Source organism: Pseudoalteromonas sp. XMcav2-N (genome assembly GCF_024124545.1).
Taxonomy (GTDB): Bacteria; Pseudomonadota; Gammaproteobacteria; order Enterobacterales; family Alteromonadaceae; genus Pseudoalteromonas.
Genome location: NZ_JAMXSF010000019.1, coordinates 22,305 through 46,384 on the forward strand (window position 1 = coordinate 22,305; position 24,080 = coordinate 46,384).

Here is a 24,080-nt window from a genome sequence, read left to right on the forward strand (position 1 = left end):
TATTATAACATGTCTGTATTGTTACAATATAACGTATTAACTGTAGAGTAGTATTGATGATTTTCAGAGCAAAAGTATTGGCTGCAGCTGTATCTGCAATCTTGTTGTCTGCTTGTGGTGGTACAGACCATCAGGTAACCAAAACGCAACAGGCTGTGTCTTCTGATGAATCGGTAACGGAAGACGAAAACAAAGCGGGTGAAGAGGCGCACGACCATGACGAAGACATCAAAGATGTCGCGGGTCGCTTGCTGGTCACCAGTAGCGAGAGCAACGTTGTCAATATTTACTCTGCAGCAGAGCAAAGCCTGATTGGAACAGTTGGCCTGACGTATGCACCACAATATGCCTATGGGTCAGAAAACCACCGCTATGCCATTTTGGTCCAGCGTGAGCAAGGCATGGTGGAGTTTGTCGATAGCGGCCTCTACAGAGAAGCCCATGGCGACCACTTTCACAATCATGAAGATGCCCCTGGTAATGTGTCTTTGCAGCTGACATCAACTAAGCCGACCCATGTTACCGTGAGTGAAGGCGGGATTGCCGTCTTTTCTGATGGCGATGCAGACACTCAGCAAACGGCGTCTGTCGCTATGTTTGGTGAAGCGCAGATCAGCGGTGAGAGCAGTCAGGTCGTTAAGCTGAATTACAGCACGCACATGCATGGAGCAGCCCAGGCAAGAGGCGAATATCTGATCAGCACGTTACGTGACAGCGAGAGCGACTCTATCTTGCCTTCACAAATTGCTTTGTACCATGCACATGATGACCATTTCGATCAGGAGCAGGTGTTTAATGTGACCTGTCCTGCGCTGCACGGCAGTGCGCAAAATGACACCACCATTGCATTTGGGTGTGGTGATGGTGTGGCCATTGTCACGCAACAGGGTGAGTCGTTTAGTGCAACTAAAGTGGCTAACCCAGAAAGCTTTGCAGAGGGCATGCGTGTTGGTGCATTAAAAGGGCATCATGAGCAGGAGCAGTTCATAGTCAGTGCGAGTAATCAGTTGTTTATGTTGCACCCGGAAGATGGGGAGCTGGAAGCGCTGGAGTGGCAGGTCACTGACAATCATCGCCTGAGCTATTTTGGCTTTAGTCATGATGGTGAGCACATAGTGACACTCGACAGTGCGGGTAAGCTGAGCATTCTGTCAGGGCACGAGCACGAAGCAGAACAAAACGGCGAACATCAGGGTGAACACCACGACGGTGAGCACCATTGGGAAGTGGCGCATGAAGTGACGATTACTGATGCAGATTTAGTAAACATGCCTGAAGATCATGGTTTTTCACTGGCGCCCTCATATGTCGAAGAGGCTGTGTTTGTAACTGATCCAATAGCGAAACAAATTAAAAAGTACGATCTGGAGACTGGTGAGTTGGTGCAGACCATCGAACTGGATGTGATTCCGAATAAACTCGTGTGGCTAGGTATTGCCAAGAGTGAAGAGGGGCACAATCACGACGACTAAGCAAAGCAGATCGAGCTTAACCATTTTTGTAGTGTTAGTAAGCCATCTCGGGTAAAACCAGGTGGCTTTTTTCTTATTCAGGCTCAGTCGCGCTGTGCCGCACCTTTGCATCCTGTTCCCTGATTGTGAGACAGTAGAGCTCCATTTTTAATTAACACCAACAGGTACTTTGATGCAGATACGAGTTGCTACTCACGAAGATATTCCACGTCTTGAACAACTGGAGCAGACCGTCATTGAGGCTGAGCGTCCTTTCAACGCTGCCATTAAAGCAGACAATGCACACTACTATGATTTACCAGCCCTACTGAATGATGAGCATAGTTACCTTATTGTTGGCACAATTGATGGCAGCATCATCGCAACAGGCTATGCCCAAATCCGCCAGTCCAAGGCGCAACTTGACCATGCACAACATGGCTATCTGGGCTTTATGTACGTGCATCCGGAGCATCGTGGCAAAGGGCTCAATCAGCAGATCATGACAAAGTTGATGGATTGGTGTAATCAGCAGTCAGTGTATGATTTTTATTTAGACGTCTACAGCGACAATGCAGCCGCTATTCGTGCCTATGAAAAAGCAGGATTCAGACCTTGTTTGCTGGAGATGAAATTGCACCAACCCATGCCTTAAAAGTAAACAGTTGAGTAGCAAATTTACCAGTAAATGCAGCTGAAGTTATCTTTTTGATAATTATTATAATTCGTACTAAATTTGTGCGAGGGGAGTTCGTCTGGGTGTCATAAATACAACTAGGATGAAACAATGAACCCACTCAAATACAGCTTACTGCCGCTCGCACTCGCCGTTTCCAATGCCGTCATGGCAGACGATAGTAAAGAAGACCTGAAGTCGATTGAACAGATAGTGGTGTATGGTGAAAACACACAACGTTCACTAAAAGACACCACGTCGTCTATTGCCGTTATTGATCAAGAGCAACTGAAAAGTGGTCAGGTTAATTCCCTGCTGGATGCCTTATCAGGCATTGCAAACGTTGTATTTACAGATAGTCTGCCGACGATCCGTGGCTTGCAAGGTGAAGGTGTATCACAGGGCTTTAGTTCATTTTCATCGGGTGCTAAACCGCGTGTGTCTGTTATGCGTGACGGTGTTTCAGACCCGTTTGTTGCTAAGCTAAGCGGTGATTTTGGCCTGTGGGACGTTGAGCAAATCGAAGTGCTGCGAGGTCCACAATCGTCAAACAGTGGCCGCAACAGCATCGGTGGTATTGTTTACATCAAGACCAAAGAGCCCTCACTGACTGACTTTGAAGCCGCAACCCGTATTGGCTATTCAGACCTGAACGAAAACACGGAACTGTCGGGTATGGTCTCTGTGCCACTACTGGAAGATCAGCTTGCACTGCGCGCCACCGTTCAGCGTAACGAAGGGGAGTCGTACATGGATTATAAAGGCACCTCTCCTTTGGTGGTGTATCCATTTAATCCAAAAGAGCTTGAAGATACTCGCATGGACATCAAGCTAAAATGGCAACCCGCTGCACTCAGTGGCCTGGATATGCTGCTTCATTACTCACGCAGTGAAGAAACCGGTGAGCGCCATTGGGGCTTCCAGGGACCGGTATTAAATGGCAATGATCCGGAAAATACCAAAATTGGTCCGCAGTTATCAGACCGTGTTGTGTCCTATCAGGTGGTACCTACACCCGCGGGCCCAGTCGCAGGCTCGTATGCGCGTGATAAAGACACAGAATATGATCGTTGGTCGTTACGCACCCGCTATGAGATAAGTGATGCGATTAACCTTGAAATCATGTTGTCAGATACCGACTACCGTTATGAGTTCAGACAGTATCCTGAGCCTTGGTATGTGATCATGAACGACAGTGGCAAAACCTATGATGCGAAGGTGAGCTTTGCGGGTAATGAGACTGTCAGTGGTTATCTGGGTTTGTACATGAATGACCGTGACCAGACTTTCTTCCGTGAAGGTTACTACAAAGGGACTGATGACAGTGAAAACCAGGCAATCTATGGTGAGGCAACCATCAAGGTGAGCGAGCAGGGTCGTGTGGTCGTTGGTGGCCGTATCGAGGACGAAGAGCAGTATCGACTCTTCGACGGTGCTGAAATGGCGAAACGATTTGGCATGCCCAATATTGAATTTGTCATCGATGTTGATAATCGCATTTACCTGCCAAAACTGGCCTATCTGCACGATTTAAACGATAACATCACAGTCAACGCCAGCTTCCGCAAAGGGTACAGCTCGGGCGGTGGTGACTTCCACTGGTTTAGCATGAGCAATTACACTTTTGAGCCTGAGTATGTCGATACTTTCGAAGTCGGCTTGCGCTCTACGCTTATGGACGGTGACTTAAACTTCGCGGTAAACGTGTTTTACAATGACTTCGAGGATTACCAGTATTACGGTACCGGCCCAACGGGTAACCCGAATGACTTTAGCATCATTAACCTGGCGAAAGTAAAAAGCGCCGGCTTTGAAACTGAAGCGCGCTATGCCATCAACCCAGATCTGACCTTGTCAGCAAGCTTTGGCTGGATGGACAGCACGGTTGACGAAGCGAATGCTGAAAACCCAACAGTACGTGACAAAGCGCTTCCAATGGCGGCCGATATCACGGCTGGATTAGGGCTGGAATTCTGGGCCACAGATAAGCTCCAACTAACGGCGCGTAGCAACTATGTGGGTGAATATTACAGCAAGCTGGGTGAAAAAGCTGAGCACCTGGCAGGCGACTACGCCGAGTTTCATTTCTCTGCCGCCTATGTTGAGGAAAACTGGCGTATCGATGCTTATGTAAACAATGCCTTCGATCATGACAGCTTGATCAGTGCAGGTCGGGTAACCGGCTCAGACGTATTTATCTACGGTGACTACACGGACCCAAGAAACATGGGTATCTCGTTCAGCTACACCTTTTAATTTGTAAGTCTATCATGCCCGCGTAAGCGGGCATTTTTCTCTCCCTGTACAGCCCACTCAGGTACCTAGCTCAAAGTCACATTTTTTACCCGCTAAGCTGGATTTTTGCCGTGTTCATTCGTCTAGCAGTCATATTTTGAAATCAGAATCAAACTGACTGCAGTGGAGCCAGAATGTCACAGCAAAGACGTACCAGAAGAAATCGCGCTATCTCCTCCCTATCAACCGAAGACCAACAACGCTTAAAAGCACGTATTGACCAGGCCCAGAGCAATGCCGGCCAGCTCCAGGTTGAGTTGACAGCAGGTGAGCGAGTGCCGCTGACACCCGCACAGAAGATCCTCTGGTATGCCTGGAAGCTGGATCCTCAGGATGTCTCCTACAATTTGGCCGGGGCACTGCATTTTCAGGGTGAATTACACACCGCTCAGGTCAGGCAGGCATTTGAGACCTTGCTGGTAAAACACTCTGGATTGCGGATCCAGTTTGTTGAGGAGCAAGAGCAGGTCTGGCAGTGCGATGGCGGGTATCAGTCTTTACCTGTTCATGAGCTTGAACTTGGGGAGCATAGCGATCAGGCAAGCATTCGTCGTTTCGTTGAGCAACCATTTGCGCTGTGCAGTGAGCCACTGTTGCGTATTGCCATTGCCCGCTGGGAGGGGCGAACCAGCCTGATCGTGACCTTGCATCATATCATCGCCGACGGCACGTCAATGCAGCAGTTGTTAGATGAGTTTATTGCACTTTATGCTGGTAAAGATATTGCCTCGCCAGCGTCGGGCTATCTGGAGTTTGCGAAATGGGACAATGAGCAGGACCATCAACCACGCTATGATACCCAGCTGGCGGTATGGCAGCAGCAGCTGACAGAGTGCGAAGAGACCTTACGTTTGCCGGCCAAAAATCAGCACAGACACGACCTCAATTATCAGGTTGCAACGCAGACACAGACTTTGCCAGCAGCGCTATGGCAGCGCATCGGCGCGCTTGCAAGTCAGTATCAGGTCACACCCTATTTAGTCTTACTAACTGCCTGGCAGGCTCTGCTGGCGCGCCTTAGCGACAGCCAGAATATTCGTGTCGGGGTGCCGATTGCCAATCGTCATCGCAGCGAAACTCAGAACCTTGTCGGCTTTTTCGTTAACACTCAGGTGATGCCGCTGCTGCTTGAAGATACCGACAGTTTTGTACAGTTATTAGAAAAAAACACGGCAATGAGCCGACTGGCACAGAACAATCAGGATCTGCCATTTGAGCAGCTGGTGAATGCACTTAAGCCAGCGCGTCAAAGCGGTGTTCACCCTATCTTTCAGGTAATGTTTAACTACCTGCGTCGTGATAAGCGCAATCTAAGCCAGCTGGAATCTGTTTCTCTGCTGGACACCGAAATGTACCGTTTCGGTATGCCGTTTGATCTGCAGCTGGATGTGATTGAAGACCTCAGTGAAGGAACGAGTCTAAACCTTATCTATGCCCGTGAGCTGTATGATGCTGAATTTGCTCGGGCTTGCCTGGCGCAATTACAGATGATGTTGGATAGCTGCCTGAGTGACCCAAGTGCTGAGGTCAATAATGTTCCTCTGCTAAGTGCACAACAGGTATCCGACCTGATCACCACAGGGACCGGTGCTGAGGTGTTTGACTACTCACAGCCCGTTACAACCCTGATCAGCCAGCAAAGTGCCAGCACACCAGATGCGATTGCAGTGCGTTTTGCTTCGCACAGCCTCACATATCGGGAACTGGAGCAGCGTACAAACCAACTGGCTCATTATCTGAACGCGCAAGGCATAGGCGCCGAAGACAAGGTGGCGCTGGTGTTCGAACGCAGCATCGAGATGGTGGTCAGTATTCTGGCGGTGGTGAAGGCGGGGGCAGCCTATGTGCCACTGGAGCCTTCTTTACCGGCGGATCGCATTGCTTACATCGCCAATAGCAGTGGCCTGAGCCTGTTCTTGGGTGACCACTCACTGGCGCGATTGGACAGCCTGGCAGATCTGGCCCCCCGTGTTGAACTTTCGACACTGGCGCTTGAACACTATCCGCATAGCTTGCCGACGCATGAGATCCCCGCAACCCAACTGGCTTATGTGATTTACACGTCAGGGTCCACCGGTAAGCCCAAGGGCGTCGGTAACCAGCACAGTGCTATATACAACCGCATTGCCTGGCAACAGTCAGCTTACCCCATTGACGCCGGTGACAAAGTATTGCAAAAAACCCCTTTTGGGTTTGATGTTTCGGTGTGGGAATTCTTCTGGCCGCTGATGTATGGTGCTGAGCTGATAGTGGCCCCACCTGGTGCACACAAAGACAGTGCGCAACTGATCGACACGATCAATCACTTTGGCGTGACCACACTGCACTTTGTACCGTCAATGTTACAGGCGTTTTTAGGTCATGAAGCCGTTGCTACGGCCACCAGCATTCGACAGATCTTATGTAGTGGTGAAGCGTTGCCCAGCGAAGTACAGGCGCAGGCAATGCGTAAGTTACCAGGCATTGCAATTTACAATCTGTATGGCCCGACAGAAGCGGCTGTGGATGTCAGTCACTTCACCTGCCATGGTCGTGCTGATCTGCCAGTGCCAATTGGTGCACCTATTGCGGGGATCCGGTTATATGTGTTGGATCGCGCTTTGAACCTCTGTCCGCAAGGCATTGCCGGAGAACTCTATATTGCGGGTGCAGGTCTGGCACGCGGTTATGTGAGTCGCCCTGATTTGAGTGCCGAGCGGTTTGTTGCCGACCCCATTGCGGCGGATGGCAGCCGCATGTATCGCAGTGGTGATTTGGTAAGCTGGAATGCTAAGGGTCAGCTGGATTATCTCGGTCGTATCGACCATCAGGTTAAGATCCGTGGTTTCCGGATAGAATTAGGTGAAATTGAAGCAGCGCTGTACGCAGCGTCTGGGGTACGCGAAGCGGTTGTTGTGGCTGACGACAGTGGCGCTGCGACACGCCTGGTTGCGTATGTTTCAGCCGTCGCTGAGCAGACTCTGGATAGCGAACAACTAAAAGCAACACTGGCTGAGGCTCTGCCTGAATATATGGTGCCAGCGGTGATCATGGTGTTGGATACGCTGCCGTTAAGCAGTAACGGTAAAATTGACCGTAAAGCCCTGCCAAAGGTAAGCAATACCTCATCGGCGCTATTTGAAGCGCCACAAGGCGCGCGTGAAGAGGCGCTGGCAAGTGTCTGGCAACACGTGTTGGGCCAGCCGAAAATTGGTCGACTGGATAACTTCTTCGAACTCGGTGGCGATTCGATCCTGAGTCTGCAGATTGTAACCGGATTGCGTGAACACGGCTATGTGGTGACACCAAAACAGATTTTTGAACTGCATAGCATTGCCCGTTTGGCGCCTCAGTTAAGCGAACTGAGCCAGGCTGAGGCGATAGCACAGCAGGTGGAAGGTGAGGTGGATCTGTTACCGATTCAAAAACAGTTCCTGACCACCAAGCTGGACAACAAAAACCATTACAACCAGGCGCTACTGCTGACACTGGACACACCGCTGGACGAGACGCTGATCCAGCAAGCCTGGTCTGCATTAATCGCACACCATGATGCATTGCGCCTGCGCTTTGTCAAAGATGCGTCGCAGCAGTGGCAGCAGCACTATACGGAATTTGATGCCACGCAGGCAGCGGCCAGTTGTTGGTCGCGTCGTATTGAGGCGACTCAAATAACGGCGCTTGCCGAAGAGGCACAGCGCAGCCTGAATATTGCCGAAGCTGAGGTGACCCGACTGGTGCATATGACACTGGACGATGGCAGTGCACGCTTGCTGCTGGTGATCCATCACCTGGTGGTGGATGGCGTGTCATGGCGTATTTTGCTCGACGACTTAGCGCGGGTTTATGGCCAGTTACAACAGCAAGTTAGCCCGTCACTTGCCAGCAAAAGCCACAGCTATCAGTACTGGGCACAACAGCTCAGTGGTTATGCACACACTCACAGTGACGAACTGAACTACTGGCAACAGCAGCAGGCTCCCGAGTTGACTTTGCCTGACCTCAATCATGAGGGCAGCCGTAAGCTTGCCCACAGTGCCAGTGTGCAGGCCATACTGGATACACAGCAAACTCAAACCTTGCTGCACGACGCTGGCAAAAGCTACCGGACTCAGGTCAATGAACTATTACTGAGCGCGCTGAGCGAAGCCTTGTATCAATGGAGCGGACAGGCAGAGTGTTTGATCAACCTGGAAGGACATGGCCGTGAACCCTGGGATCTGGACACAGATTTAAGTCGCACGGTAGGCTGGTTCACCAGCTTGTATCCGGTTCAGCTGACCCGACATACCACCCTGAGCGACACCCTGAAACATAACAAGGAGCAGCTCAGAACCGTGCCAAACAAAGGTATTGGCTATGGGGCACTGAAATACTATGGTGATGCGCAAGCCCAGTCCTGCCTGGCAGCCCAACCTCTGGGACAAATTGAGTTTAATTATCTTGGTCAGCTGGATAATACGCTGGCTCAGTCAGAGGCCCCCTGGCGTCTGGCCGACGAGCACAGCGGTGCCGCTTTCAGCCCGGACTTTGAGCCACACAGTGAGATCAGTATCAATGGTCAGGTGAGCGATGGCCGCCTGCAACTGGTGATTAGCTATGGTGCACAGCGACTCAGCGAAGTGACAATGACGGCCTTTGCCAGGCATCTGGAGGCGGCCTTAGTCGCTGTGATCGGCCATTGTACAGAGGCTGCCGGCTGCCTCACCCCCAGTGATGTGCCACTGGCCGCACTGAGTCAGTCGCAACTGGATACCTTAGCGATTAACGGTGCTGAGTTACAGGACCTGTATCCGCTGTCGCCGATGCAGCAGGGCATGCTGTTTCACAGTCTTTACGAGCAGGGCGAAGCCTATATCAATCAGACCAGTCTGGACATCACCGGGCTTGATGCTACGCGCTTTAAATCCGCATGGCAGACGGTGATAGATCGTCATGATGTACTGCGCAGTGGCTTCTTAAGTCTGGATCCTCAACCGCTGCAGTTTGTTGTGAAAACCCTGGCTGCTCAATGGCAGACACTGGACTGGCAGCACCTGAGCGCCGATGAGCAACAGCTGAAGCTGCATGAGCTGGCTCAGCAACAGCGTAGCCAGGGCTTTGAGCTCGATGGCACGCCGGGTTTACAGCGTTTTGTGTTAGTACAGCTGGCACCTGAACGACATGCCTTTATCTGGACCATACATCATATTCTGACTGATGGCTGGAGCTGTTCGGCGCTGATGGGAGAAGTGTTACGCTTGTACGAGGGTCACACTTTGCCTCCGGCAGAGGCCCAATATCGTGACTATATCGCCTATCTGGCACAACAAGATCAGTCCGCTAATCTGGCTTACTGGCAGGCGCAAACCGATTTATTGTTGGAGCCGTGCTATCTGAGTTCGGCCTTTACCACGCCCTCGCAGGGCAGCTACAGCGCGTTCGATTTACTGCTAACGGAGCACGAAGATGCTGCGCTGGGCGAGTTTGTCAAAGCCCAGCACCTGACGCCAAACACTCTGATGCAGGGAGTATGGGCACTCTTGCTGAGTCGCCATCTTGGTCGTGAAGCGGTGTGCTTTGGTGCCACGACATCAGGGCGTCCGAGCGATTTGGCAGGGGCTGAGCGGATCCAGGGGATGTTCATCAACACTATGCCGGTCATGGTTGAAGTGCGCCCTGAGTTGTCTTTGAGTCACTGGCTGCAGGCGCTGCAATCGGCCAACCTGGCCGGTCGGGAACACGAATTTACGCCTTTATACGATATTCAAAAACAGGCGACACATCTGGCAATGGACAAACATGGCTTGTTTGATACCCTGCTGGTGTTTGAAAACTACCCGCTTGCGGAAGCACTTGAAACCCGTGCTGAACAACAGACCAAATTTACTGTCGGTGAGGCCAAAGAAGAAACCAACTTCCCGCTCACGGTGAGCTTTATTCAGGAAGAGACGCTGCGGTTACATTTCAGTTATCAGGGTAGTGAGCTTGCCGGCGCCGATGTACAGGCACTGGCAGAGCAATTCAGACGTCTGCTGCTGAATATCATAGCGTCACCGCAAAGCCGTTTGTCGGCACTTACGCTGATCAATGAATCACAGCAGCGGACACTGCAAAAGCTGGGCTTTGGTGAATCCATCACGCCACTGCACTCGGGTGCAGTGGAGCCCATTTATATTCCGGGAGGTCAACTGCCGAAGTTAGCGGCCACACAATATCAGGATGTGGTGTCGACGCTGAACCAGTTGGCTGAGCAGACACCGGATGCACAGGCCCTGACATGCGAGGGTCACAGCTATACATTTAAAGAGTTGTTTGAGAAATCAAATCAGCTGGCCTTCTACCTGCGTGAGCAAGGGGTTGTGCCCGAGCAGCGCGTTGGGGTGGCGCTGCAACGGGGTATCGATCTGCCACTGGCTTTCCTGGCGGTACTTAAGGCTGGTGCGGTTTATGTGCCAATGGACTTGAGCTACCCGCAGGAGCGTCTGGCATATATGATCAACGACAGTCAGATGGCGCATATTCTGGTCAGTGATAACAGCCTGGATGAGATTGCCGGTGAGGCAACTTTGCATTGTCTGGCGGATATTGTAATGACTGAGCAGTGGCAGCAGCCTCAGGTATATCCAATGCAGGGCGCGTATGTCATTTATACTTCGGGTTCGACAGGTAACCCCAAAGGCGTACTGGTCAGCCGCGGCTCAATTGCAGCGCACTGCCGGGGCATTGGGCGTCGGTATGAGCTGAGCGCCGCGGATCGCGAAATGATCTTCATGTCTTTTTGTTTCGATGGTGCCCATGAGCGCTGGCTGTCAGCAGTAACCCATGGCGGCACGGTTGTGATCCGTCCTGAGCGTCAATGGGATCTGCAGGAAACCTATCAAAACCTGCATCAGCAAGGCGTAACCACAGTGGTATTTCCACCGGTATTTTTGCGTGAACTGTCGGCATATGTGGAGCAGGTAGGTAATCCGCCGCCGGTGCGGGTTTACTGCTTTGGCGGGGATGCGATGCCACAGGCATCCTTTGAGCTGGCGCAGCGCGTGCTCAAACCCAGTTTCTTCATCAACGGGTATGGTCCGACTGAAACTGTGGTCACGCCATTGACCTGGAAGGCCATGCCTGGCAGTTCATTTGAGGCGGTGTACGCGCCCATTGGTGAAGTGCTGGGGCAGCGACAGGCCTGGGTGCTGGATAGCCAACTCAACCTGGTGTTACCAGGACAGATTGGTGAGCTATATATGGCACAGGAGATTGGTCTTGCACGGGGCTACCTGAACCGTCCCGATCTCACTGCCGAGCGCTTTGTGGCCAACCCGTTTGCCAATGATGGCAGCCGCTTATATCGCACCGGTGATTTGGTGCGCTGGAATGAACAAGGCCTGATGGAATATCTGGGCCGGACTGACCACCAGGTTAAGATCCGTGGTTTCCGCATCGAACTGGGTGAAATTGAAACCTTATTGCGTAAACAAGACACAGTGCGTCAGGCGGTGGTTGTTGCCGACGATACGCCAGCAGGAAAACGCCTGGTGGCGTATGTCAGCGGACATGATGGTGCACTGCCTGACGACGCAGAGTTAAAGAGCATACTGGCGGCGAACCTACCGGATTATATGGTACCTGCAGTGATCATGGCATTGCCGGATCTGCCAGTGAACAGCAATGGTAAAATAGACCGCAAAGCTTTACCCAAAGCTGAGTTGCAAAGCGAATTCAGCTATGTGGCGCCAGAGGGCGACATTGAGCAAACGATGGCTGCCATCTGGCAGGATGTTCTGGGTGTTGAGCGGGTTGGTCGTTTGGACAATTTCTTCGCACTGGGGGGCGACTCTATCAGCAGCCTGCGTGTGATTGCGCAAGCCAAGCACAAAGAGATAGCCCTCGACATTCAAACGCTCTTTGGTGCCGAAACACTTCAGGCGTTGGCTGTCAGTCTCAATGCGGGCAGTGTGATAGCAGAGATCCCGCGTCAGGAAAATGAATATCGTGGCCTGTCTTATGCGCAGGAACGTCAATGGTTCCTGTGGAAGCTTGACCCGCAGAGCATCGCTTATCACTTACCCAGCGCATTGCACTTAACCGGCGAGCTGGACCGCAGCGCATTGCAGTCGGCTTTTGATCACCTGGTGAACAAGCACGCTGCGCTGCGCACGGTATTTGTTGAAGATCAGCAAGGCACCGTCTCGACACAGACGCTGCAAGCCAGCCCTTGTCAGATCGCTTACCTGGAGCTTGGTGCGACACAGGCACAACGCAGTGACTTTAAACAGACACTGATCAGCACGCCATTTGATTTAACCCGGGGACCGCTGGTCCGGGTCGGTGTGATCTGTGACGCACCACAGCAGCATGAGCTGGTGGTGGTCATGCATCATATTGTCTCTGATGGATGGTCATTGAAGCTGATTGTTGCGGACTTTGTGCGCGGTTATGAAGCGGCCCGCAACGGTGAAACACTGGATGTGGCAGCAAACGCCTTACGGTATAGTGATTTTGCTAAGTGGCAGCGTGATTACCTGGCCGATGGTGCAGAGCAGCAACAGCTGGCCTACTGGCAGGCCCAGTTGGGGGATGAGCATCCAACGCTTGCTCTGCCCAGCGATCTGGATGGGGATGATTCTCAGCTTCACAGCGACACCCTCACTCATGAATTGAGCCAGGAGCAGACCAAAACATTGCAGGCGTTGGCATCGACACAGGGTGTCACACTGTTTAGCCTGCTTATGAGCGCATGGCAGATCTTATTACACAAGTACAGTGGCCAGCGCGAGATCCGGGTAGGCATGCCGGTGGCCAACCGTCATCATAGCGGCACTCAGGCCATGGTCGGTTTCTTTGTTAATACTCAGGTGATCAACAGTCAGATCCAAGGCAGTGATTCACTGGAGCGTGTCTTGCTTCGCATAAATCAGGCGCTGCGTGGTGCTCAGGCCAACCAGGATCTGCCGTTCGAAAAGTTGCTGGATAGCTTGGATCTGGAACGCAACCTGGCAGCGTCCCCGTTGTTCCAGGTGTTGTATAACCATCAACGCGTGGAAGAAAACGCCCTGACTGAGTTCGGCGGTCTGCAAGCTCAGGAGGGCCAGGCTGATACCCAGGTTGCGCAGTTTGATCTGGTATTGAACTCTTTGGAGCGCGAAGACGGCTCACTGACCTTGTCACTGGACTATGTCAGCGCGAAATTCAGCGCTCAGCGTGCTGAGGCATTGTTCTATGGCCTGACAACAATCCTGACTGCGATGCAGCGCGATCTGACTCAGCCTGTAGGCACCCTCAACGTGCTGCCACATTCTGAGCAACAAAGGTTGCTGCCTGAGCATACTCCTTATCTGGCCGGTGCCGATCAAGCTGACAATCTGGTTGCCCAACTGCGGCGCCAGGCGACACTAACGCCGGATGCCGTGGCACTGAGCCTGGCTGACCAGACACTGAGCTATGCACAGCTGGAGGCACGTGCCCAGCAGTTCGCACATTACCTCATCGAGCAGGGCGTTCGCAGCGAAGACAAAGTAGCGGTGGTATTCAGACGTGACATTGATACCGTGGTGAGTTTCCTGGCTATTTTGCAAAGTGGCGCCTGTTATGTGCCCGTTGATGCCGAGCTACCTGCTGCGCGTGTCGCGACTATTACAGCACAGTGTCAGTGGGTGGTCACTGTGAATACTGACTATCAGAGCGAAGCGCAAACGCTGATCCGGTATCGCCCTGAGTTGTGTGCCAATGAGGGTCTCAAGCGAGCTGAGCCGCTTATTCACCCTCAACAACTGGCTTATGTGATTTATACGTCTGGCTCCACCGGGGTTCCTAAGGGAGTGGCCGTTAGTCATCAGGCCTTACAGGGTCACTGCAACGCCGTACAGTCGCTTTATCAATATCAGGCACAGGACCGCTGTGCGATATCTGTTTCCTTTGGCTTCGATGCCTCAATTGAGCAGTTATGGGGGCCGTTGCTGGCTGGGGCATGTGTGGTGCTGGATGAGTTCAAGCTGCTGTCTCAGCCCGAGCTTGAGCAGTTTGCAAGGGACAAGCAACTTTCAGTTATGGGCTTTACACCGGCGTATTTGCAGCAATTTAAGTCTCTGCCTGCACCGCTTCGCTTATGTATTGTCGGCGGGGAAGCCTGGTCTGCACAGCACTGTGCCAGCCTCTTAGAGCATGCGCCAGACACTCGCTTTATCAATGCCTATGGTCCATCGGAGACGGTGATCACACCGCTGGCCTGGACGCAGCAACAAGGTGCTGCACTTGGCAGTAACTATGTGCCCATTGGTCAGCCAATCGGTGGACGCGCACTTTATATTCTTGATGAAAGCCTGCAATTACTGCCGTATGGCATGACGGGTGAACTTTATATCAGCGGTGCTGAAATGGCGCGGGGCTATCTTGAACAACCTGGACTCACAGCAGAGCGTTTTATCGCGAATCCGTTCGACAACGATGGCAGTCGTCTTTACCGCACGGGAGATCTGGTACGCTGGGATCAGCAGGGTCAGCTGGAATATGTCGGGCGTTGTGATCAGCAGCTTAAAATCCGCGGTTATCGGGTTGAAGCCGGCGAAATTGAAGCAAAACTACTGGCCTTCCCTGGGGTAGAGCACGCCGTGGTCGTGGCTGACCAGGGAACTGGCTCAACCCGCCTGGTCGCGTATGTCAGCGCGGCTGCGGGCATTGAACTGGACAGTCAGCAAGTGAGCGCGTCACTGGCGGCTCAGCTGCCGGATTACATGGTACCCAGCCTCATCATGGTACTGCCACAGATGCCATTGACCCATAATGGCAAGGTCGACCGCAAAGCACTGCCTGCGCCACAGGCTGAGGCTGATAAAGTCTATCAGGCACCACAAGGGGCGCAGGAAATGCTGCTTGCTGAGATATGGCAGCAGTTACTGCGACTTGAGCAGGTGGGCAGGGACGATAACTTCTTTACACTCGGCGGCGACTCGATCCTGAGCCTGCAGATCATCGCTAAATTGCGTCAGGCAGGGTTTGTTCTGAGCGCCAAGCAGATCTTTGAACACCAAACAGTTGCTAATCTGGCCCCTCTGATGACCCCGTTAAGCGAAGATGCCATACCGCAACAAGAGGTGACTGGCGCGGTGAGTTTGCTGCCAATACAGCACGCCTTCTTCGAGCGTGACATGGTCAATCGCACTCACTGGAACCAGGCGGTCATGCTGCACCTGACTGAACCAATGGCGGCGCAGCTGTTGACGCAACTTATTTCTGCCCTGCTCGAACGCCATGATGCATTGCGACTGCGTTATCTGCAAAATGAGACGGGACAGTGGCAGCAGGCTTATGCGGCGTTTGACGCACACATGGCCGAGCAAAGTATCTGGTATCGGGATACTCATTCCACGCAAATCACAGCGCTGGCGGAGCAGGCTCAGCAAAGCCTGAGCCTGAGCGAAGGTCCATTGTTACGCGCCGTACACATGACGGTGGAAGATGGCAGTGCACGATTATTACTGGTGGTGCATCATCTCGCGGTCGATGGCGTATCATGGCGGATTTTGTTGGAAGATTTAACGCGGTTGTGGCAACAGCCTGATGCCGACCTGGGCACTAAGAGCCACAGCTATCAGTTCTGGGCACAACAAGTTCAGCAATACCCGGCGCAGCATGAAAACGAATTTACCTACTGGCAGAGCATGGCCGGAGTCAACAGTGTCTTGCCTGAGCTAAACGATACAGGCAGCCGCTACTATCGAGACTCAGAGGTGGCTGAGGTGACGCTGGATGCGATTCAAACCGAGGCCTTGCTGACGCGTGCGGGTCAGGCCTATCGCACTCAGGTTAACGACTTATTGCTCAGTGCGCTGAGTGATGCACTGTACCGCTGGACCGGACAGGCGAGCCATAAGATTAACCTGGAAGGACATGGCCGGGAGGCCTGGACAGACACGGTTGACCTGAGCCGCACAGTTGGCTGGTTCACTAGCCTCTTCCCGGTGGTACTGACGCGCCATGAGCAACTTGCTCAGACCATCAAGTTCAACAAAGAACAGCTGCGCGACATACCCAATAAAGGGATTGGGTATGGGGCATTCCGTTATTATGGCAGTGAAGCCCAGCAGGCTGAGCTGGCCGCACTGGGTGGTGCAGCCATTGAGTTTAACTATCTGGGCCAGCTGGATAACAGCACAGCTGATAAACAAAACTGGCGCCCGGCGGACGAACACACAGGCACGGCATTGGATCCGCAGTTTGCCATGGACAGTGAGCTGACGATCACCGGCCAGGTTATCGCGGGTCAGTTACAGTTGAGTATTCGTTATGGCAAAGAGCGACTGGCGCGCCAGAGCGTGGCTGCATTGGCTGCACATTTTGCGGATGCACTGGCTGAGTTGATTGCTCACTGTGAGCAGGCTCCGGCCACCTTTACTCCCTCTGATCTGCCGCTGGCCGATTTGTCTCAGGCGCAAATCGACGCCCTGTCTCTGCCGCTGGATCAGATCAGTTCCATTTATCCTTTGTCACCGATGCAAGAAGGCATGTTGTTCCACAGTCTATTTGAGCAAAGCGAAGCCTACATCAGTCAGAGCTGCTTTATGATCACCCGCCTGGACAGTGCGCGATTTAAAGACGCCTGGACACAGGTGGTGCAGCGTCACGATGCGCTGCGTACCGGGTTTATTACTCAGGACGGCCTGTCCTTGCAGTATGTGAATCGCGATGCTGTACTGGACTGGCAGGAGCTGGACTGGCAAACGCTGACGCCAGAGCAGCAGCAAACACGATTACGTGAGCTGGCATATCATGAATCTCGTCGCGGTTTCGACCTGACCACTGAGCCTGGATTAAACCGCGTTATTCTGATCACACTGGCAGAGCAGCAACATGCACTGATCTGGACCATGCATCACATTCTGACCGACGGCTGGAGTCGCTCTGCGATGATGGGCGAAGTGTTGACAGCATATGAAGGTCAGTCACTTGCTCCGGTACGTGGCCAGTATGGTGACTATATTGCGTATCTGGCAGCGCAGGACGAAGCACAGAATCTGGCATTCTGGCAGGGGCAGCTGGCTGAGCTGGAGGAGCCAAGCTACCTGAGTCGCGCCTTTGCTCAGCCACAGAGCGGACAGTTCGGTGGTCTGGATGTACTGCTCGGTGAGTGCGAGTATGCGCAGCTGACTGCTTTCTGTCAGCAGCACAGGATCACCCAGAATACTCTGGTGCAGGGCGCCTGGGCGGTGTTGCTAAGCCGTTATCTTGACAGAGATACCGTGTGCTTTGGTGCGACAACTGCGGGTCGCCCGAACGACCTGCCAGGTCACGAGGCTATCCAGGGTATGTTTATCAATACCGTCCCTATGGTGGCGAGCGTAGATCCGGCCCAGTCACTGACGCACTGGTTGCAGGCGCAACAAAGTACGGCACTGGCAGTGCGTGAGCACGAATTTACGCCTCTGTATGAAATCCAAAAACTGGCGGCACAATCGCTGGAGCTTAGTCGTGATGGTCTGTTCGATACCTTACTGGTATTTGAAAACTATCCTATCGATCAGGCACTGATGCAAGAAGGTGAGCGCCAGACGCATTTTGAGATCCTCGAAGATCGTGATGAAACGAACTTCCCGCTGACAGTATTATTTATTCAGGAAGAGACGTTGCGTCTGCGCTTCAATTATCAGGGCAGTGTTTTGGCTGAATCCGATGTCCGTGCGCTGGCCTCTCAGTTTAAAGACTTGCTGCTGGCGATGACACAGGGCGACCAGTGTCAGCTTGCGTCTTTATTATCATTGCAGGATGAACAACAGCTCAGCACCCTAATAGAGATGGGTACAGGTACGCCAGCGCATGCATATCAGCGTCCGATCACGACTCTGATCAGCGAACAAAGTGCCCGCACCAGCGATGCTGTGGCGTTGCGATTTGGCCAGCATAGTATGACCTATGGTGAGCTTGAACGTGCCTCGAATCAGCTGGCCCACTATCTAAATGCCCGTGGTATCGGTGCAGAAGACAAAGTTGCACTGGTCTTTGAACGCAGCCTGGAGATGGTTGTCAGCATTCTGGCGGTGGTTAAGGCGGGTGCAGCCTATGTGCCGCTGGAGCCGTCACTGCCGTTAGAGCGCATTGCCTATATCGCCGAGCACAGCGATTTGTCGCTGTTTATCGGGGATGATTCACTAGAGCGACTGGCGAGCCTGTCTCAGCTTGCACAGTGTGTGCCTTATCGTAGTGTGCCGTTAGAAGATTATCCACAGCAGCTGCCACAACACCACATAGCCCCGAACCAGCTGGCCTACGTGATTTATACTTCGGGCTCAACTGGTAAACCGAAAGGGGTTGGCAATCAGCACAGCGCGATATACAACCGTATTGCCTGGCAGCAGTCGGCGTATCCGATTGGGGGCGATGACAAAGTGCTGCAAAAGACGCCGTTTGGGTTTGATGTGTCGGTGTGGGAGTTCTTCTGGCCGCTGATGTATGGCGCTGAGTTAGTGATAGCGCAACCGGGTGCACACAAAGACAGTACTCAGCTGCTCGAAACCATTAACACCTTTGGCGTTACGACCCTGCACTTTGTGCCGTCTATGTTACAGGCGTTTATTAGCCATGAACAGGTCCACACGGCGACCAGTATTCGTCGCATTCTGTGCAGTGGTGAAGCGCTGCCCAGTGAAGTCCAGGCACAGGCATTGAGTAAACTGCCAGAAGCCAGATTGTACAACCTTTATGGTCCAACGGAAGCGGCGGTTGATGTCAGTCACTTTACCTGTCATGGCGATGCGGCGTTACCTGTGCCAATTGGGGCGCCCATTGCGGGGATCCGTCTCTACGTGCTCGACAGAGCATTGAATTTGTGTCCGCCGGAGGTTGCCGGTGAACTGTACATTGCCGGTGCAGGGTTGGCTCGTGGCTACGTGAATCGTGCCGACCTCAGTGCTGAGCGCTTTGTGGCAGACCCCTTTGTGGCGGATGGCAGCCGCATGTATCGCAGTGGCGACTTAGTATGCTGGAACAGTGCGGGTCAGCTGGAGTATCTGGGCCGTACCGATCATCAGGTGAAAATCCGTGGCTTCCGTATTGAACTGGGTGAGATTGAAGCGGCGTTGTACGCGATTGAAGGTGTACGCGAGGCTGTGGTGGTCGCAGACGAAGGCCCATCGGGCAAACGACTGGTTGCCTATGTCAGTGGCCATGAGGCGGTGACAGTAGACAGTGGTGAATTGCAGGCTGAGCTGGCTTCAGTATTGCCCGACTACATGGTGCCGGCGGTGATCATGGTGCTGGCCGATCTGCCAGTGAACAGCAATGGTAAAATTGACCGTAAGGCCCTGCCGAAGGTAGAGCAGCAAAGCCAGGTTAGATACGAAGCGCCACAAGGTGAGGTGGAGCAGACGATGGCGTCTATCTGGCAAACGCTGTTAGGCATTGAGCAGGTTGGCCGACTGGACAACTTCTTCGTGCTGGGCGGAGATTCAATCAGCAGCATGAAGCTGATCTCTCAGGCGCAATCGCGCGGTATGAACTTATCTCTGGCCGATATTTTTGCGGCTCCTGAGCTGCACAGTCTGGCGCAACGGGTCGGATCAGCGCAGAGCAGCATACCTGAACTTGTGCGCAGCGCCCCTGAGCAGGCTTACCAGGGATTATCCTATGCGCAGGCACGTCAGTGGTTCTTGTGGAAACTGGCGCCGCAAAGCGATGCTTATCACATCGCAGGTGGCCTCAACCTCAATGGTGTTTTGAATTGGGATGCGCTTCAGCAGGCATTTGATTTTGTGCTGCGTAAGCACAGTGTGCTCAGAACCCGCTTTGTTGAGCATGCTGACGGTAAGATCAGTCAGTACGTGGATGACAACTGTGCCTGCGAGATTGCCCGCAGCTCGGCGACCAGTGCACATGAGCAGCAGGCGTTCAAGGCGAAACTGGTTAATACACCGTTTGATCTGACCCGTGACCCCTTGTTGCGGGTTGGTGTGATTGCACATCATGACACCCGACACGAGCTGATCGTTGTGATGCACCACATTGTGTCGGATGGCTGGTCAATGAAGCTGATTGTGCGTGATTTTGTTACGGCATATCAGAGCGCAGTCACAGGTGACACTTTGCACATTGACGCAGCCCAGCCAGAGTACCGTGATTACGCATTGTGGCAGCGCAACTGGCTGGCCGGTGGGGAGGAGCAACGTCAGCTTGCTTACTGGCAGGCGCTGTTAGGGGATGAACATCCTCATCTGACCCTGCCAACGGATCGCAGCAGTGATCTGTATGAAAACAATGGCGCTGCACAGCAAGTGGTGGTGGATGATGCATTGAAACAGGCACTGGAGCGCTTTGCCCAAGAGCAAAACAGCACCTTATTTGGTGTGCTGATGGCGGCATGGCACGTGCTGTTACATCACTACAGTGGCCAGTCTCTGATCCGCGTTGGCATGCCGATTTCTAATCGTCAACACAGCCATAGCCAGGATATTGTGGGCTTCTTTGCCAATACTCAGGTCCTGCAATCGACACTCAGTGGTGAGCTGAGCTTACAACAGGTGGTGGCACAAGTTGCAACCCGTTTGCAGGAGGCTCAGGCCAACCAGGATTTACCATTTGAAAAGCTGGTGGACAGCTTGTCGCTGGAGCGTACCGTCGGACAGCAGCCACTGTTTCAGGTGGTCATGAGTCACCAGCGTCAGGATGACAATGAGCTGGTCAACCTGCCGGAACTGAGCATAGCACCCAGTGAATTGCCTAAGACCAAGGCACAGTTCGATCTGGTACTCAATACCAGCGAGAGCTTTAGCGGTGAACTGACCCTGAAGCTGGACTATGCACAGGAGCTGTTCAGTGAGCAGCGGATCGCAACTTTGATGGCGGGCTTACAGCAGATCCTCAGTGCCTTTGTAACTCAGCCAGCATTGAACCTGTCAGAGCTGGATATCATGCCACAGGATATTCAGCAAGCACTGCAACAGCAGGGCTTTGGTGAGGCAATCACGCCGTTGCACAGTGGTGCTGTTGAGCCGATTTACTTACTGACGGGTCAGCCGCCACAATTGGCTGCAACCCAGTATCAGGATGTGGTGTCGACGTTAAACCAGCTGGCCGAGCAAACACCCGATGCTGAAGCCCTGACCTGTGAGGGCAACAGTTACAGCTATAAAGAACTGTACGAAAAGTCTAACCAGCTGGCCTATTATCTGCGTGAGCAGGGGGTGGGTCCGGAGCAGCGGGTTGGGGTGGCACTGACCCGTGGCATCGACTTACCCTTGGCTTTCCTTGCGGTACTTAAGGCCGGCGCGGTCTATGTGCCTATGGACCTGAGTTATCCAAAAGAGCGTCTGGCATACATGATCAACGATAGTCAGATGCAGCACATCCTGGTCAGCGATCATAGTCTTAATGAGATTGCCGGGGAGGCCCGCTTGCATCCGATAGCAGATATTCCGTTGACACAGCAATGGCAGCAGCCACAGGTGTATCCGGCTCAGGGAGCCTATGTGATCTACACCTCAGGCTCAACGGGCAATCCAAAAGGCGTGTTAGTGAGTCGGGGGTCAATCGCCGCACACTGTCGCGGCATAGGTCGCCGCTACGAGTTGACCTCGGCAGATCGCGAATTGATCTTTATGTCCTTCTGTTTCGACGGCGCCCACGAACGCTGGTTGTCTGCGGTAACCCATGGCGGCACTGTGGTGATCCGTCCACAGCAGCAGTGGGATTTACAGCAAACCTATCAGAATCTGCATCAGCAAGGGGTTACGACCGTGGTGTTCCCGCCCGTATTCCTGCGCGAGTTGTCTGCCTATGTTGAGCAGGTGGGTAACCCACCGCCAGTGCGAGTGTACTGTTTTGGTGGGGATGCCATGCCACAGGCCTCGTTTGAACTGGCGCAGCGAGTACTGAAGCCGGACTTCTTCATCAATGGATATGGTCCGACCGAGACGGTTGTGACGCCTTTGACCTGGAAGGCGATGCCGGGCAGCTCGTTTGATGCGGTGTACGCGCCCATTGGTGAGGTGCTGGGACAACGTCAGGCCTGGGTGCTGGACAGTCAGTTAAAGCGGGTGTTACCGGGACAGATAGGTGAGCTGTATATGGCCGAAGAAATCGGTCTGGCACGGGGTTATCTGAACCGTCCGGACCTGACGGCGGAGCGCTTTGTGGCGAACCCATTTGCCGATGATGGCAGCCGCTTGTATCGCACCGGTGACCTGGTGCGCTGGAACGAGCAGGGGCTGATGGAATACCTGGGCCGGACCGATCATCAGGTGAAGATCCGTGGCTTCCGTATTGAATTAGGGGAAATTGAAACCCTGCTGCGCAAGCACAATACAGTGCGCCAGGCGGTGGTTGTTGCTGATGATACGCCAGCTGGTAAACGCCTGGTGGCTTATGTGAGTGGTCACGATGGGAGTGTACCAGACGAGGTCGAGCTGAAAGCCAACCTGGCGGCGAACCTGCCTGATTATATGGTTCCTGCAGTGATCATGGCGTTGACGGATCTGCCAGTAAACAGCAATGGTAAAATTGACCGTAAAGCCCTGCCAAAGGCACAGTTACAAAGTGATGCCAGTTTTGTGGCACCCCAGGGGGAAGTTGAACAGGCGATGGCCGCTATCTGGCAAACCGTGCTGGGTGTAGAGCAGGTTGGCCGTCTGGATAACTTCTTTGCGCTGGGTGGAGACTCTATCAATGGTCTGAAAGTGATCAGTATGTGGCAGCAACATAATGCCCTGCCGCTGGCCGTCAGACAGTTGTGGCAAGCCCCGGATCTGGCGAGCCTGGTGGCTGAGATGACGCACCAGAGCGAGCTTATCCTGCATCCGCTCAATGATGCCGTGGCAGGTGCAGATAATCTCTTCTGTCTGCATGAAGGTAGCGGCTTAACGGTCGCGTATCGTCCGCTGGCTGAGAAGCTGGCGGGTAAGGTTAATTGTATCGGTGTGGCGGCTGCAAAACAGCTCGCCCAGTTCAGTACGCTGACCGATTTGGCGCAGCATTATGCGAAGGCACTGGATGAGGCTCAGCCGAATGGCACCATCAAACTGCTGGGCTGGTCTTTGGGTGGCGCGTTGGCGGCACTGGTTGCCAATGCACTGACTGCGCGAGGCAGAACGGTGAGTCACCTGTATCTGGTTGACAGCTGGAACCCTCACGGTGAAGCGGCGCAAAGCAGTCTGGACTGGCGTAGCTGGGCGCTGTCATGGATCGGCGGCTACAGTCTGGCACCTGACAGTGCATTGCATCACGCTCTGGTGACGCAATTGCAGCTGGGGCTGGATGATACTGTCCGGGACCCAGCCACACTGGCTCAGTGGCTGATCACGCATCAGGCGCAATTTGCGGATCTCTTTGAGCACACGCTCAGTCAGTTGCCTGAAGCGGAATTAACAGCCTTACTGGCGGCGGGTTATGAACTGCAGCGCCTGGCCAGGGCGCCTCAGCAGTATGCTCAGGAAGCCTCGGCAAAAGCGCATGCCTGGTGGTCTAATCAGGCAGATCAGGCTGCGATGGATGCCTATCTCGCAGAGCTGGACGCTGAGTTTGATGTGACGCATCTGGATTATGATCATCGCCAGATCATTGCTGCCGAAGAGGTACTCACCTCCGTTTACGACAGTTTGCTGTGCACTGATTAAGCGTGTCAGAGTCGAAGGTAAAAAAGCCGTGCGAATGCACGGCTTTTTTGTGTCAGCAGATCGACTGGGTGCGCACAGGTTGGTGTAATCAAGTGTGATAGAAAAAGC

Annotated in this window: 4 protein-coding genes; all 4 read left to right on the plus strand. The window is 53.3% G+C overall.

Translation table 11 applies throughout. The features are described from left to right. Nucleotides 1-56 precede the first annotated feature (56 nt). The 4 genes from NH568_RS20145 (at nt 57) to NH568_RS20160 (ending at nt 23,972) form a co-directional block, all read left to right on the plus strand. A complete protein-coding gene (locus NH568_RS20145) occupies nt 57-1,472 on the plus strand; it encodes a hypothetical protein (RefSeq protein WP_253050447.1) in 1,416 nt (471 codons plus the stop codon). 172 nt (nt 1,473-1,644) lie between these two features. Beyond that, nucleotides 1,645-2,106, plus strand: coding sequence for a GNAT family N-acetyltransferase (locus NH568_RS20150; RefSeq protein WP_253050296.1), 462 nt, complete (start codon nt 1,645-1,647; stop codon nt 2,104-2,106). A gap of 132 nt (nt 2,107-2,238) precedes the next feature. Beyond that, a complete protein-coding gene (locus NH568_RS20155) occupies nt 2,239-4,383 on the plus strand; it encodes a TonB-dependent receptor (protein ID WP_253050298.1) in 2,145 nt (714 codons plus the stop codon). Nucleotides 4,384-4,556: 173 nt separating this feature from the next. After that, nucleotides 4,557-23,972, plus strand: coding sequence for a non-ribosomal peptide synthase/polyketide synthase (locus tag NH568_RS20160; RefSeq protein WP_253050300.1), 19,416 nt, complete (start codon nt 4,557-4,559; stop codon nt 23,970-23,972). The last annotated feature ends 108 nt before the right edge of the window (nt 23,973-24,080 follow it).

What these genes read in the sequence shown, in the direction of transcription:
- NH568_RS20145 (WP_253050447.1), top strand. Translation starts at nt 57, where the DNA reads ATGATTTTCAGAGCAAAAGTATTGGCTGCAGCTGTATCTGCAATCTTG.
- NH568_RS20160 (WP_253050300.1), top strand. Translation starts at nt 4,557, where the DNA reads ATGTCACAGCAAAGACGTACCAGAAGAAATCGCGCTATCTCCTCCCTA.
- NH568_RS20150 (WP_253050296.1), top strand. Translation starts at nt 1,645, where the DNA reads ATGCAGATACGAGTTGCTACTCACGAAGATATTCCACGTCTTGAACAA.
- NH568_RS20155 (WP_253050298.1), top strand. Translation starts at nt 2,239, where the DNA reads ATGAACCCACTCAAATACAGCTTACTGCCGCTCGCACTCGCCGTTTCC.